Annotated in this window: 14 protein-coding genes; 6 read left to right on the top strand and 8 right to left on the bottom strand. The window is 72.2% G+C overall.

What is annotated here, in order from left to right; all coding sequences use genetic code 11:
- Positions 1-54: 54 nt before the first annotated feature.
- The 4 genes from OG470_RS11965 to mca form a co-directional block, all read right to left on the bottom strand.
- The gene (locus OG470_RS11965; protein WP_328423649.1) at positions 55-942 is read right to left on the bottom strand and encodes a hypothetical protein; all 888 of its coding nucleotides are present in this window, start codon (positions 940-942) and stop codon (positions 55-57) included.
- 131 nt (positions 943-1,073) lie between these two features.
- Positions 1,074-3,554, bottom strand: a complete 2,481-nt coding sequence (locus tag OG470_RS11960; RefSeq protein WP_328426319.1) for a putative bifunctional diguanylate cyclase/phosphodiesterase — start codon at positions 3,552-3,554, stop codon at positions 1,074-1,076.
- 230 nt (positions 3,555-3,784) lie between these two features.
- On the bottom strand, positions 3,785-4,078 hold the full coding sequence (locus tag OG470_RS11955; RefSeq protein WP_328423647.1) for a hypothetical protein: 294 nt from the start codon (positions 4,076-4,078) through the stop codon (positions 3,785-3,787).
- Positions 4,079-4,126: 48 nt separating this feature from the next.
- A complete protein-coding gene (gene mca, locus OG470_RS11950; protein ID WP_328423645.1) occupies positions 4,127-5,008 on the bottom strand; it encodes a mycothiol conjugate amidase Mca in 882 nt (293 codons plus the stop codon).
- Positions 5,009-5,207: 199 nt separating this feature from the next.
- Here mca and OG470_RS11945 point away from each other — a divergent pair, with 199 nt between their 5' ends.
- Both OG470_RS11945 and greA read left to right on the top strand, forming a co-directional pair.
- Positions 5,208-5,648, top strand: a complete 441-nt coding sequence (locus OG470_RS11945; RefSeq protein ID WP_328423643.1) for a DUF4307 domain-containing protein — start codon at positions 5,208-5,210, stop codon at positions 5,646-5,648.
- A gap of 167 nt (positions 5,649-5,815) precedes the next feature.
- Positions 5,816-6,313 (top strand): transcription elongation factor GreA, encoded by a 498-nt coding sequence (gene greA / locus OG470_RS11940; protein ID WP_328423641.1) that lies wholly within the window; start codon positions 5,816-5,818, stop codon positions 6,311-6,313.
- 38 nt (positions 6,314-6,351) lie between these two features.
- Here the strand turns inward: greA and ilvA are convergent, their stop codons facing one another.
- The 4 genes from ilvA to OG470_RS11920 form a co-directional block, all read right to left on the bottom strand.
- The gene (gene ilvA / locus OG470_RS11935) at positions 6,352-7,572 is read right to left on the bottom strand and encodes a threonine ammonia-lyase (protein WP_328423639.1); all 1,221 of its coding nucleotides are present in this window, start codon (positions 7,570-7,572) and stop codon (positions 6,352-6,354) included.
- A 154-nt stretch (positions 7,573-7,726) separates the two neighbouring features.
- Positions 7,727-8,713 carry a DUF4328 domain-containing protein gene (locus tag OG470_RS11930; protein WP_328423637.1) on the bottom strand — a complete coding sequence of 329 codons (987 nt, stop codon included), beginning with the start codon at positions 8,711-8,713 and terminating at the stop codon, positions 7,727-7,729.
- 45 nt (positions 8,714-8,758) lie between these two features.
- On the bottom strand, positions 8,759-10,168 hold the full coding sequence (locus tag OG470_RS11925) for an amidase (protein WP_328423635.1): 1,410 nt from the start codon (positions 10,166-10,168) through the stop codon (positions 8,759-8,761).
- A 12-nt stretch (positions 10,169-10,180) separates the two neighbouring features.
- Positions 10,181-11,323 (bottom strand): cystathionine gamma-synthase, encoded by a 1,143-nt coding sequence (locus tag OG470_RS11920; RefSeq protein ID WP_328423633.1) that lies wholly within the window; start codon positions 11,321-11,323, stop codon positions 10,181-10,183.
- Between the two features lie 67 nt (positions 11,324-11,390).
- Between OG470_RS11920 and OG470_RS11915 the strand changes: the two genes are divergently transcribed.
- From OG470_RS11915 to OG470_RS11900, 4 genes are all read left to right on the top strand, one after another.
- Entirely contained in the window at positions 11,391-11,825 is a 435-nt protein-coding gene (locus tag OG470_RS11915) for an HIT family protein (protein WP_328423631.1), read from the top strand.
- 73 nt (positions 11,826-11,898) lie between these two features.
- Positions 11,899-12,561 carry a peptide-methionine (S)-S-oxide reductase MsrA gene (msrA, locus tag OG470_RS11910; protein ID WP_328423629.1) on the top strand — a complete coding sequence of 221 codons (663 nt, stop codon included), beginning with the start codon at positions 11,899-11,901 and terminating at the stop codon, positions 12,559-12,561.
- 399 nt (positions 12,562-12,960) lie between these two features.
- Entirely contained in the window at positions 12,961-13,890 is a 930-nt protein-coding gene (locus OG470_RS11905) for a ribonuclease Z (RefSeq protein WP_328423627.1), read from the top strand.
- Positions 13,887-14,402: a GNAT family N-acetyltransferase gene (locus tag OG470_RS11900; protein WP_328423625.1), complete on the top strand. Its 516-nt coding sequence runs from the start codon at positions 13,887-13,889 to the stop codon at positions 14,400-14,402. The genes OG470_RS11905 and OG470_RS11900 overlap by 4 nt, the downstream gene beginning before the upstream one ends.
- The last annotated feature ends 76 nt before the right edge of the window (positions 14,403-14,478 follow it).

Here is a 14,478-nt window from a genome sequence, read left to right as displayed (position 1 = left end):
CGGTCAGCCACGGGAGCGTCCGGCCCGGGCCGCGAGGCCCGGGCCGGACGTGGGTCAGCCCTTCCTCAGCCGGACCGCGGCGGAGTCGGCGTCGCTGACAAAGATGTCATACGTCGTGTCGTAGGAGCTGGCGTTGGCGGACACCGCCACGTCGCCCCACCGGAACGGGGTGGAGGTGAACGAGGGCGACCGTGACGTCCAAGCGATCGACCCGCCGGGCGTGCACGCCACCTCCGCCCGGACGATGCCCTCGGCGACCTGCCCGTGCCGCGTCTGCGTGATCTGACCCTCCACGTAGACCGTGGCCGGTGCGGTGCAGGTCACCGTGCCGTGCACCGTCACCTCGTCGGTCCCGGTGTCGATCGTGCCCGACCTGGCCACGTCCACGCCGACGGCGAGCACCGGCGGCGCGGGCGGATTGGCGATGTGCACCGCCCCGCGGGCCGAGCCCGTGCTGTAGTTGCAGCGCTGATCGAACGTGGCGTCGAACCGCTCCAGGTAGCCGTGTGGGCCCCAGGAGATGTCGGTGACGGTGAAGGAGCCGGTCTGCCCGTTCGTACAGAACCGGTCGTTGCCACTGAGGGCGATCCCGGGCAGCGGGCTCTCGTAGAGATACTCGGTCGCGCCGGTGTAGGTGCCCACGGTCAGCGGCTGACCGACCGGCGCGCTCAGCGCGATCCTCCAGGGGCCGAGGGGCGGGTCCCAGACCTCGACGGTGAGTTGGTTCGCCGTACCCCAGACGTTGAAGCCGTCCCCGTCCGGCGTGGCGAACGAGTAGTCCCGGCCCTCGGTGACCGGGTCATCCGGGTCGCCGGTGACCACCAGCGAGCCGGACTGCGGCGCCTTGGCCTGCACCGGGGTGGCGACGGCCAGCGCGCCGAGCGCCACGGTGGTCAGCGTGAGCGCCGTCGCGAGGATGGAACGTTTCCGGGAGAGTCGCATGCTGCCCCTTCGGCAGGTGAACATGACCCGCTGAACAGATCGACACATCTGCGCAGCTCAATCGACTCTAGAAGGTCGGCGGGCGATTGGCCGCCCCGTCCGAAACCGATCAGCGGGGGTCGCCCCGACGGTCAGGAGGCGCCGTCGGCGCGGAGTCGGAAGACGTTCGACTCCGCCGAGTCGCGCAGCGACCCGAGCACCGCGCCGATCTTGTCGGCCGGCATCGGCTTGAAGAAGTGGTATCCCTGCGCCGAGGTGCAGCCCAGCTCGGTCAGGGCGATCCGCTGCTCGGCGGTCTCCACCCCCTCTGCCACCACGCGCAGGCCAAGCTCGTGGGCGAGGCCCACAGTGGTCCGTACGATCGCCGCCGCCTCGGGCGAGTCGGCCATTCGGATCACGAACGAGCGGTCCACCTTCAACTCGTCCACCGCGATCCGGGTGAGGAACGTCAGCGAGGAGAAGCCGGTGCCGAAGTCGTCCACCGCGAGTTGCACACCCATCGACCGGAGCGTCGCCAGCACCTCGTCGATGACCTCCAGCTCGCTCATCACCACCGTCTCGGTGATCTCCAGGACCAGCCGGTGTGGTGGGACCTGGTGCCGGCGCAGCGCGTCGGCGATCTCCGCCGGCAGTCGGGGGTCGAGCAGGCTGCGCGCCGACAGGTTCACCGAGATCGGGACGTCCAGCCCCTCCAGGGCCCAGCCTGCGGCCACACCGAGCGCCTTGTCCAGCACGTACCGGGTGAATGCGCCGAGCTGCTCGCTGTTCTCCACGGGGCGGATGAAGTCGGCCGGGCTCAGCCAGCCACGCCGGGGGTGCCGCCACCGGATCAGCGCCTCCACCCCGGTGGGCGCGCCGGTGGCCAGGTCGACCGCCGGCTGCAACGCCAGCACCAGCTGGTCGTCGACCTCCAGCGCCTCCCGCAACTCGGCCAGCAGGGCGAGCTGATCGGTGCTGGCCGCGTCCCGGGCGCTGTCGTAGGCGGCGACGCTGCCGCCGCCCTCCTTGGCCTGGTACATCGCGATGTCGGCGCGGCGCAGCAGCTCGGTCAGGTCGGCGGTGCCGGCGTCGGCCACGACCACCCCGACGGAGACCTCGATCGACATGCGTACGCCGGCCACCTCGGTCGGCGCGGCGAGCCGCTCGGCGATCTCGCGGGCCTGGCGCAGCGCGTGCGCCATCGGGGCGGCCCGGTCACCGAGCACCGGCACCGAGGTGAGCAGCAGCGCGAACTCGTCGCCGCCGAGCCGGCCGAGCAGGTCACCGGGGCGAGCCAACGCGCTGAGCCGGTTCGCGGTCAACCGCAGAAGCTGGTCACCGGCGGCGTGCCCGAGGGTGTCGTTGACTTCCTTGAACTGGTTGATGTCCAACAGCAGCAGCGCCACCGGGTGATCGTGCGCGAGCTGCCGCAGCGACTGATCGCCCTTGCCGAGCATGGCGGCCCGGTTGGCCAGCCCGGTGAGTGGGTCGTGCACCGCCTCGTACGACGAGCGGGCGGTGACCAGCCGCAGCTCGCGGTGGGTCGCGGCGTCGTGCAGCGCGGCCGCGAGCGCGTCGCCGAACGCGGCCACCGCGTCGCGTTCCCGGGCGGCGGGCGGGGCGGAGCGGGGGAACCGGATCCGCAGCTGACCGACCGGCGCGGCACCCACCGTCAGTGGACGGATCAGCTCGTCCTCATCGGGCGCGGACGGGCGCGGCGGGTCGACCTCCCGATCGACGAGCTGGCCACCGGCGTCACCCCGGTAGCGGCGCCACCGGCCGTCGGCCCGAGCCACGTCGACGTCCACCAGCTCGGCGTTGAACAGCGTCAGCGCGCCGGTCACCGCCGCGCTGGCCACGCCCCGCTCGTCGAGCTGGTTGAGGGCCGCGGTGGCCTCGGCGAAAGCTCGCCACGTCCGGCGTTCCTGGTCGGAACGCAACCGGTAGCGGTAGGTCTGCTGAAGCAGCCAGAGCAGCGGCGGAAGCAGCAGCAGCCACCGTGGGTCGAGCTCCAGCAGCGCGACCACCACCAGGCCGACCGCCAGGTTGCCGACGAACATCAGCAGCTTGCCGCGCAGGGCGGCGAGCAGTGGTGGCCCGATCGGCACTCCGTGCCGCAGGCCCAGCGTCACCCCACCGAGCCAGGCGGTCACCAGGAGGTAGGTCACCGACCCGGCGATCACGGCCAGCGCCAGCCTCGGGGTGGGCGGGGCGAGCAGCGGCTGCCCCAGCGCGCTGGTCACGGACACGGCCAGTGCCGACGCGGCGGCCAGCGACGCAGCGATCCGGACGATCTCCAGCGGCGGGCGGCGGTCGTTGTGCAGTGAGTGCACCGTCCAGGCCAGGCCGGCACCGAGGAGGGTGGCCGACGGCAGCCAGCCGGCGGGCGCCAGGTAGAGGCAGACGATCAGCGCAGCCTCACCCCAGGTGATGCTGACCATTCCGGCGGCCGAGCGGAACCGCAGCCGGGCGAACTGGGCGACAGCGAGGACGGCGACGGCGATGCCGAAGCGGGCCGGACCGCCGAGCGGATCGTCGGCCGGCAGCCCATCCGGCAGGGTCAGCCCGACCCCGGCGGCGACCAGTGCGGTCAGCGTCACGGCGGCGGTGAACACGAGCAGCCGAGCAGGCATGCCGCGCACCCCGAGCCGGTCGAACGGATCGCCGGCCGGGCCGGAGGTCATCGACCTCCCCCGTCAGCCGACCGACCGACGGTACGGCGGGCGGCCGGTGCTGTGACGGTCATCGGCGCCCCCTTCCGCACACGGCTCGGGGACTTTTGGTCCCCCCGGCGGAAGGCTAAGCCAAACCGGGTGGTCGCAACAGGGGTCGACCACCCGGTTCGGCGTGAATCATGCGCGGACTACCCGTTCCGGTGCTGCTGGTGCCCGTTGGGAGCGGGCGTGGATGAATCGTGCGCCGCGGTCTCGTCTGTCGGATCAGCGACTGCCGATTCGGCCCTGGTCGGGTCGGTCGGGTGCGCCTGCTGCGGGAACCGGTCGGGCAGCCGGCGCAGCCGGGCGTTCATGTTGCGGATCAGCAGGATGGTCGCGGTGGCCAGCAGCAGGATGAGGAAGAGGCCCATCGGCCCAGCCAGGCCACCCGTGCGGGTATCCCCGAAGTTGTTCTCCGCGAGCACCTCGGCAGCGGTCAGCATGGTGTTCCTCCGATGGGCGACTGGTTACCAGAGTAGCGCCGTACGGAATCAGCGCGCGTGCGCCGTCTCCCGCACGCCCGCGAAGAGATCGGACTCGGGCATCGGGCTGTCCACCACCGAACGGGCCAGCTCGTAGTCCTCGGTCGGCCAGGCGCGCTGCTGGAGCTCCATCGGCACGTGGAACCAGAAACCATCCGGGTCGACCTGGGTGGCGTGGGCGCGCAGCGCGTCGGCGCGGACCGGGAAGTAGTCGGCGCACTCCACCCGGGTGGTGATCCGAGGGCCCTTGTCCGGCCGCTCCTCCCAGCGCTTGAGCCAGTCCTCGTAGGGCGACTCCAGGCCGGCGGCGAGCATGCCCTCGTGCAGAGCCATGATCTTGGCCTTGGAGAAGCCGATGTCGTAGTAGAGCTTCAGCGGCTGCCACGGGGTGCCCAGCTCCGGGTAGCGCTCCGGGTCGCCGGCGGCCTCGAAGGCGGCCACGCTCACCTTGTGGCACATGATGTGGTCGGGGTGCGGGTAGCCGCCCTCTTCGTCGTACGTGGTCACCACGTGTGGACGGAACTCGCGCATCAGCCGCACCAGCGGGCCGGCGGCCACCTCGACGTCCTGGAGGGCGAAGCAGCCCTCCGGCAGCGGAGGCAGCGGGTCGCCCTCGGGCAGCCCGGAGTCGACGAAGCCGAGCCAAGCCTGCTCGACGCCGAGGATCGCCCGGGCGGCGTCCATCTCCGCGCGCCGGATGTCGGCGATGTTGGCCCACACGTCGGGTCGGTCGAGCTTGGGGTTCAGCACACTGCCGCGCTCCCCGCCGGTGCACGTCACGACCAGGACATCCGCCCCCTCGGCGACGTACTTCGCCGTGGTCGCCGCACCCTTGCTCGACTCGTCGTCTGGGTGCGCGTGCACGGCCATGAGACGCAGTTGCTCTGCCAACTTCGGCGCTCCTCGTCTGTGCCGGACGGTGGACCCGACCGGGCTCGACCGGCTGACCTGCCGGGGATCCTCCTCACCCCGTCGCCGGTCGGCACCACGGGGGCTCGACCTGCCATTCCTGCCGCTAAGCCGGGCTGGGAGGATGGACCCTGTCATTCTTGCTGATGCCGCCGACAACAACGCCAGGAGATACCCGCCGGTGACCGAGACGCACGCCACAATTCCGCCGGGCGCGCCCGTTTTTCCGGCCGGTCGCTACGGCCGGCGCCGGGCGCCCGGGGGCGGCCGCCCCCGCAAGCTGCTGGCCGCGCTGGCGCTGGTGGTGCTGCTGGCAGCGCTGACCTTGATCTCGGTCCGGCTCTACCAGCAGTACGGCGACCCGGAGTACGACGGCCAGGTGATCACCTACACCGACATCACGGACAACCAGGTGGTGGTCACCTTCCGGGTGACCGTGCCGCCGGGCGGATCAGCGGTCTGCGTGCTGCGGGCGCGGGACCTTGCCGGCGCGGAGGTGGCCCGCGAGGAGGTCACCGTGACCGCCGAGCCCGGCGACCGGCACGTCACCACCCAGCACCGCCTGGCCACCTCCGCGAAGCCGTTCATCGGCGAGGTGCTGCGCTGCCGGCCCCCGGCCTGACCTGCCAGAACGCCGTCTCGGCAGGCCACCTGAGGTGTTCCGGTGGACGCCTACCAGCGGTGTTGGATACGGACACCAACGGTCATCGCCGACACGCTGTGTCGTACCGCACTGGTAACTTGGTAGTTCACCTGTCAGCCAGCCACGCACAACTGAGGAGACCGCCTGTGTCTACTGGCAACGAGGCGCCCGCCACCTGGCTGTCCCAGGACGCGCACGACCGCCTCCAGGCCGAGCTCGACGAGCACATCGCCAACCGCCCGGCGATCGCCGCGGAGATCAACGCCCGGCGCGAGGAGGGCGACCTGCGGGAGAACGGCGGCTACCACGCCGCCCGCGAGGAGCAGGGCAAGGCCGAGGGACGCATCCGCTACCTGCAGGAGCTGCTGCGCACCGCCAAGGTCGGCGAGGCACCGACGACGGACGTGGTGTCGCCCGGCATGGTCGTGACGATCTACTTCGACGACGACACCGCGGACACCGAGACCTTCCTGCTCGGCTCCCGGGAGATCTCGTCCACGACCGAACTGACCGTCTACAGCCCCGAGTCGGCAATCGGCAAGGCGATCCTGGGCGGTCGGCCCGGGCAGACCTGCACCTACACGGCGCCGAGCGGCGCCGACATCAAGGTGACCGTGGTCAACTTCGAGCCGTTCTCCGGCTGACCGGCACACAACCCGCCGAGGCGTGGCACCCAGCAGTGTCACGCCTCGGCGGCGAAGACCACCTGGTAGCCGCTGGCCCGTAGCGCGCTGATCAGCGTGTCGGAGTGCTCCACCCCCCGGGTCTCCACCGACAGCGCCACCTCCACCTCGCCGAGGCTCAGGTGCGGGTTGGCCCGCTGGTGCTCCACGTCCACCACGTTGGCCCGGTGCTCGGCGATCTGGCTGAGCAGCGAGGCGAGCTGCCCGGGCCGGTCCGAGCAGCGCACCGTCACTCGCAGGTAGCGACCCGCGGCGGCCAGACCGTGCTCGATCACCCGCAGCAGGAGCAGCGGGTCGATGTTGCCGCCGGAGAGCACCGCGACCACCGGGGCCTCCACCTCCACCACACCGGCCAGCAGCGCGGCAACGCCGACCGCGCCGGCCGGCTCGACCACCTGCTTGCCCCGCTCCAACAGCATCAGCAGGGCGCGGGAGATGTCCTCCTCGGAGACCGTGACGATCTCGTCGACCAGCTTGCGGACGTGGTTGAAGGTGATCTCCCCGGGCCGGCCGACCGCGATGCCGTCCGCGATGGTGGAGAAGGCGGGCAGCCGGACCGGTTCCCCGGCCACCAGTGAGGGCGGGAAGGCCGCCGCGCCGGCCGCCTGCACACCGATGATGCGGACGTCCGGCCGCAACGCCTTGGCTGCCACCGCCATGCCCGAGATCAGACCACCGCCGCCCACCCCGGTGATGATGGTCCGCACGTCCGGGCACTGTTCGAGGATCTCCAGCGCCACGGTGCCCTGGCCGGCGATCACGTCCGCGTGATCGAACGGGTGGATCAGCACCGCCCCGGTGCGCTCGGCGTACGTGTGTGCGGCGACCAGCGACTCGTCGACGGTGTTGCCGGCCAGCTCGACCTGCGCGCCGTACCCCTTGGTGGCGGCCACCTTCGGCAGCGGCGCGTTGATCGGCATGAAGACCGTGGCGTGCGTGCCGACCAGGCCAGCGGCCAGCGCCACCCCCTGCGCGTGGTTGCCCGCGCTCGCCGCCACCACGCCGCGCTCCCGCTCCGCCGCCGACAGTCGGGAAATCCGCACGTACGCGCCGCGCACCTTGTACGAGCCCGCCCGCTGCAGGTTCTCGCACTTCAGCCAGGTCGGCCCGCCGAGTGCCGCACTCAGCGGCCGGGAGGGCTCCAGCGGGGTGGTCCGGACAACGCCGGCGAGCAGTTCCCGCGCAGCCCGAACATCGTCGAGACCGACCAGTTCCGTCATGCCCCGATCGTGCCACCCGCGCGCGCCGCACCCTGCGGCGACACCGGGGTCGGCGGGAGCGCCGTCCCCGTGCACCGGGTTGATCCACTCGACATCCCCGAAATCGCGGGATCAACCTCGCCCAGATAGCGCGATATCAGCGATCCGGAGTAGATCAATCCCGGGACTGCGCCTCCGGGCCCGACGGGGCCTCCGGGCCCACCTGAGGGCTCACGGTGGTCGGCGTGAGTGCGGGCGCCACCGGCGCACCCGAACCGGCCGGTGGCTCCCCGCCCGGCGCAGAGGGCGACGGCATGGCGCCGCCAGCGGCATGCCCACCCGAGACCGACCCAGCCGGCCAACCCTGAGCAGCCGGCCAGACCGGAGCGGTCGGCCAGACCGGCAGCGCGCGGGCGATGCGGGCCTCCTGCTCGGTGGAGATCCGCTGGATCAGCACGATCAGCGCGACCGCGGCGATCACGCAGGCCACCCCGGGCACCGAGTACCGGAGCAGGGAGTCCCGGTAGTAGTCGATGTGCGCCTGGTAGCCGGCGTCGTTGAAGGGGGTCTCCGGCAGCTTGTCGTACGCCTGACTGTCGAGGCGGCTGACGACTCGCTCACCGATGCTGAACACCAGCCAGGCGGTCCACCACAGGAAAACCAGGGCCGGGGTGCGCCGCCGCCAGAGGCTGTCCCGGGCCACGTTGGCCACCACGCGGGCCGGCACCACGAAGCTCGCGAACGGCACCAGCCAGCCGGCGATCGCCCAGCCGGCCCCGAGCGTTGGCAGCGCGCCCGGGAACGCGTCGGTGTTCTTCCGCGCCCGCCAGGTCCAGATGATCACCAGTACGGCGGCGGCAAGGTACGCCACCGCCATGGGCAGCGCCGCCACCACGGTGACGATGAGCGCGCCGAGCAGCAGATCCGGGTCGCCGTCGGCCCGGGCCTGCCGGGCCATCGCCATGCCCAGCAGCGGGGAGAGCGCCACCGCCAGGAACAGGACAGCGGTCGCACCGACCGCGATGGCGGCAGCCAGGCCGATCCCGCGTACCCGGTAGGTCGCTAACCCCGGAGTGACGGCGGGCTGGCCCAGCGGGGTGTGGCAACGCGGGCAGTCGTTGTGCTCGGGGGACCTGGGGTCCCCGCAGGTCTGGCAGCGCATTGGTGTCCCCCGGTCCGCGCGACGATGCGCGCACACCGTAGACGATCATGCAGCGGCCGGCGACCCCGTTCCGACCTGGGGGTAGCCGGGGGCGTGCCTCGACCACGGGGCGGCCATCTCGAACTGGCCGGCCACGCCGAGCAGCAGCAGCTCCGAGCCGGGCGGACCGACCAGCTGCACGGCGACCGGCAGCCCGTCCGGGCGGCGGCCCACCGGCACCACGATGGCCGGCAGACCGGCGATGTTCCACGGAGCCGCGAACGGGGCGTACCGGATGTTGGCCGACATGTTCGCCCGCCAGGACCGGTCGGACCAGCGCGCGGCCTCCGGCGGCGCGCTGGCCAGCGCCGGGGTGAGCAGCAGGTCGACCGAGTGGTCGGTGAAGAAGTCGATCGACCGCTCCCGCCAGGCGGCCCGGTCGGCCTCCCGGACGTAGCCGCGGCGCTGGGCCCACTCGCCCAGCGCGACGTGCCGCCGGCTGCGCCGCTGCAGGTCGCGCCGGTTCAGCCCAGCGGCCCGGACGTCGGCGGCGGCGGCGGCAAACCAGGTGGCGATGCCCTGCAGGCCGAGCGCGGTGGGGTAGACCGGATCGGCCGGCACGGTGTCGTGCCCGGCGGCGGCGAGCAGTCGGCCGGCGGCGGCGACCGCGTCCCGGTTGGGCGCGTCCGGCGAGACACCGCGCACCGGGGAGCGCAGCGAGACGCCCACCCGGAGCCGCTGCGGCGGGACCAGCTTCTCCGGCCGCCGACCGGCGAGCACCGAGAAGCCGACCGCCGCGTCCGCGACCGTGCTGGTCAGCATGCCGTGCTCGGTCAGACCGAACCAGTCGTCCGCCCCGAGCTGGCACGGGACCACACCCCGGCCGGGCTTGAGCCCGACCAGGCCGCAGCAGGCCGCCGGGATCCGGATCGAGCCGAGGCCGTCGTTGCCGTGCGCGATCGGCACCAGCCCGGCGGCCACCGCGGCAGCCGCGCCGCCGGAGGAGCCGCCGGGGGTACGCGCGCTGTCCCACGGGTTGCGGGTCACCGCGCTGTCGTCGTCCGTGAGCGCCCACAGCCCCAGTTCGGGCATCCGGGTCACCCCGAGGATCACCGCGCCGGCGCCGCGCAGCCGTCGGACCACCTCGTGATCGGCCTCCGCGACGCTGGTGCGCACCGCTGCCGACCCGTTCCAGGTCGGCAGGCCGGCGACCGGAGTGTTCTCCTTGACCGCCACCGGCACCCCGGCCAGCGGCAGGTTGGCCAGATCCTCCTGCTCGTCGACCTTCTCCGCCTCGGTGATCGCCTCGCCGCCGCGCACGGCGCGGAACGCGCCCAGCTCGCCGTCGGCCCGCGCGATGTATTCGAGGTGGTCAGCGACGACCTGAGTGGCCGAGACATCGCCTCGGCGTACGCCCCGGGCGATCTGCTTGGCGGTCGCCCCGACCCAGGTCGCCATGATGTCCTGCACGGCCATCCTCCCCAGCGGTCAGCCCAGTGCCTGCTCCAAATCGGCAAGCAGGTCGTCGACCGTCTCGATGCCGACAGACAGTCGCACGAGATCCCCGGGAACTTCAAGCGGCGAGCCGGCAGCACTTGCATGTGTCATCCGGCCGGGGTGCTCGATCAGGGATTCCACCCCGCCCAGCGACTCGGCGAGAACGAAGAGCTTGGCCCGGTTGCAGATCTCCACAGCGTGGTCCTCGCCGCCTGACGCACGGAAGGAGATCATGCCGCCGAACCGGCGCATCTGCTTGGCGGCCACCTCGTGGCCGGGGTGCGAGGGCAGCCCGGGGTAGATCACCTCGGTCACCTTGGCATGCCCGTCCAGGTACGCGGCGAGCCGCTCGGCGTTGTCGCAGTGCCGGTCCATCCGTACCCCGAGGGTCTTGATGCCGCGCAGAGTGAGCCAGGCGTCGAACGGGCCGTTGATCGCGCCCATCGCGTTCTGGTGGTAACGCAACTCCTCGCCGAGCGCGGCGTCGGCGACGACGAGCGCGCCACCCACCACGTCGGAGTGCCCACCGATGTACTTCGTGGTGGAGTGCACCACCACGTCCGCGCCGTGCGCGATCGGCTGCTGCAGGTACGGCGAGGCGAAGGTGTTGTCGACCACCAGCAACGCGCCCGCGTCGTGCGCGACGCCGGCCAGGGCGGCGATGTCGGCGATGCCGAGCAGCGGGTTGGTCGGCGTCTCCACCCAGACGATCTTCGTCCGGCCGGGCTGCACGGCGGCCCGGATCGCGGCCGGGTCGGAGACCTTGGCCGGGGTGAACTCCAGGCCCCAACGCTGGGCGACCCGGGCGAAGAGCCGGTAGGTGCCGCCGTACGCGTCGTCCGGGATGACCACGTGGTCGCCCGGCTGGCAGACGGCCCGCAGCAGGGTGTCCTCGGCTGCCAGGCCGCTGGCGAAGGCGAGCCCGACCGGCCCGCCCTCCAGCGCGGCCAGGCATTCCTGGAGCGCGTCGCGGGTCGGGTTGCCGGAACGGCTGTACTCGTATCCGAGCCGGGGCGCGCCGACGGCGTCCTGGGCGTAGGTGCTGGTCTGGTAGATCGGTGGGATCACCGCGCCGGTGCGGGCCTCAGGGTCCTGACCGGCGTGGATGGCGAGCGTCTCGAAGCCGTGGTTCATTCTGGTGAGGCTAGTGCCCCGCCCCGCGGGCCGTGGCGGAGCCGGGCAGTCGGCATAGCCTGGGCCGATGAACGGGTGCGTGTTCTGCGGGATCGTGGCCGGCGAGGTGCCCGCGTTCCGGGTGGCCGACGAGCCGGACGGGGTGGCTTTCCTGGACACCCGCCCGGTCTTCGCGGGGCACGTGCTGGTGGTGCCCCGGGTCCATCTGGTGACCCTGGCCCAACTGCCGGCCGATCTGCTGCCGGGCTACTTCGCGCTCGTTCAGCGGCTGGCAGTGGCGGTGGAGACCGGTCTGGGAGCCGGTGGGACGTTCGTGGCGATGAACAACAAGGTGTCCCAATCCGTGCCGCACCTGCACACCCACGTCGTGCCCCGGACCAAGGGGGACGGGCTGCGCGGGTTCTTCTGGCCGCGTACCCGCTACCCGACTGACCAGGACGCCCGGGACATCGCGGTACGGGTGGCCGACGCGCTGCCGCCCCCGCCCCGACCGGCGGCCTGACTGCCGGCCAGGCGGGTAAGGAACAAGGGCCCGCCGGCGTTGCATGCGGCAGAGGTACGAGAGGAGTTCCACCGTGTTCCTTCGCCAGTCCAAGGCTGAGCTGCCCACTCCCGACCAGGCCCTGCCGGGCCGCCCGATCGCGATGCCGGTCGCCGACCGACACGAGGTGCTGGGCACCCCGTTGAAGGGCCCGTTCCCGGAGGGCCTCCAGGTCGCCGTCTTCGGTATGGGCTGTTTCTGGGGCGCCGAGCGGCTGTTCTGGACCCTGCCCGGGGTCTTCACCACCTCCGCCGGCTACGCGGGTGGCAGCACGCGGAACCCGACGTACGAGGAGACGTGCTCCGGCCGGACCGGGCACGCCGAGGTCGTCCAGGTGGTCTACGACCCGAGCAAGATCACTTATGAGGACCTGCTGAAGGTGTTCTGGGAGAACCACGACCCGACCCAGGGCATGCGCCAGGGCAACGACGTGGGCACCCAGTACCGGTCGGCCATCTACACCACCACCGACGAGCAGCGGGCCATCGCTGAGTCGTCCCGGGACGCGTTCCAGCCGATCGTGACGCGGGCCGGCAAGGGTGAGATCACCACCGAGATCGCCCCGCTCGGCAGCTACTACTTCGCCGAGGACTATCACCAGCAGTACCTTGCGCCGACGAAGAACCCGAACGGGTACTGCAACCACGGCCCGAACGGGCTGAGCTGCCCGGTCGGCGTGGCCCGTACCGCGGGCTGACCAACCGCCCACCCTGCACGACCTCGATGCCCGGCCGCCGAAAAAGGCGGCCGGGCATTCCCGTCTGACCGTGTGATCGAAATCCGTTGCCGAGCCCAGCGGGGACTCGATAGCGTGGCGGTACACGTGAAGGGAGGTGGTCCAGACTTGTATAGCAATCGGACTCGTGAGGTGGCTGTCCGCTAGCCGCTGTCCTCGACAGTGATCGGTCCGCCGCGAGGCGGGCACAAGCAACAACGTCGAGACCGTGTGGCAGCGGTGCGGCGAATCCACGACAGCCACCCGACCCCCGGGGCGCCGGCCCAGTCCAGCCGGCCCGCGCACGAGCGCGGAAAACCCCGGGGGTCGCTCCATCTGCCGGCGAGGCCGGGCCGGTCAGCTCAGCCGGAGGAGATCACCGTGTCGATGCGCGAGCTGGTGGTGCTCGGGACGGCCAGCCAGGCCCCGACACGGCGGCGCAACCACAACGGGTACGTGCTGCGCTGGGACGACGAGGTGATCCTCTTCGACCCGGGCGAGGGCAGCCAGCGGCAACTCCTGCACACCACGGTCACCGCCACCGACCTGACCCGGATCTGCGTCACCCATTTCCACGGCGATCACTGCCTCGGCCTGCCCGGCACCATCCAGCGACTCTCCCTGGACCGGGTGGCGCACCCGGTCGCCGTGCACTTTCCGGCCGGCGGCGCCGAATACTTCGCCCGGCTGCGGCACGCCACCTCCTTCTACGAGACCGCCGAGCTGCGGGTCGAGCCCATCGAGGCCGACGGGCAGCGGATCACCCTGCGCTGCGGCACGCTGGAGGCCCGCCGGCTGCAGCACCCCATCGAGACGTACGGCTACCGGCTGATCGAGCCGGACGGCTGCCGGATGCTGCCGGAGAAGCTGGCCGCGTACGACATCACCGGGCCGGCCGTCGGCGAGCTGATCCGGGTCGGGCACCTGGACCTCGACGGGCGCCGCGTCACCCGGGACGAGGTGAGCGTGCCCCGGCCGGGGCAGCGGTTCGCCTTCGTGATGGACACCGGTCTCTGCGACGGGGTGTACGCCCTCGCCGAGCACGCCGACCTGCTGGTCATCGAGTCGACCTTCCTGGAGTCGGAGGCCGCGCTCGCCGCCGAGGTCGGTCACCTGACCGCGGGACAGGCCGCCCGGGTGGCGACCGAGTCCGGGGTACGCCGGCTGGTGCTCACCCACTTCTCCCAGCGGTACGGCGACCCGCGCCGTTTCCACGACGAGGCCCGCGCACACTTCGACGGTGACCTGATCATCGCCGAGGACCTGACCACGGTGCAGCTCCCGCCGCGCCGGGTAGCCTCGGCCGGGTGACCGTCACGCTCCGCCCCGCCACCGGTGACGACCTGATGGGGGTGGGTGCCCTGCACCAGCGTTCCCGGGTCGCCGCGTACTCCTCGTTCCTTCCGGCCGGGGCGCTGGCCGACCCGACGCAGGAGGCGATGGGCCGCTACTGGACCGAGCGGTGGAGCTGGGAGCGGGACACCCACCGCCTGACCGTGGCGGAACGCGCGGGGAGGCTGGTCGGGTTCAGCTACCTGGGCCCGGACGACGAGGACGACCCGACGACCGGGCTGCTGAACGCCATCCACCTGGACCCGGCCGAGCAGGGCCGGGGTGTCGGCCGCGCGCTGATGGTGGACGCGCTGGACGCCATGCGGGCCCGGGGCTGGCGGCGAGCGGTGCTCTGGGTGCTCCGGGACAACGCCCACGCCCGTGACTTCTACCAGCGCGGCGGGTGGACCCCCACGGGCACGCAACGCGACGAGTACATCGGCACCGCCCCCACCCCCCAACTCCGCTACAGCCGCCCCCTGCTCGCGTAAGGAACGGCACCTGTCGAGGCGGCGCCGGTCGGTGTTCGCTGTCGGCGGATCGGGGCATGCCGGAGCGACGGGCGGC

It is taken from the genome of Micromonospora sp. NBC_00389 (assembly GCF_036059255.1).
GTDB lineage: Bacteria > Actinomycetota > Actinomycetes > Mycobacteriales > Micromonosporaceae > Micromonospora.
This window is presented reverse-complemented; position numbering and strand designations above follow the sequence as displayed.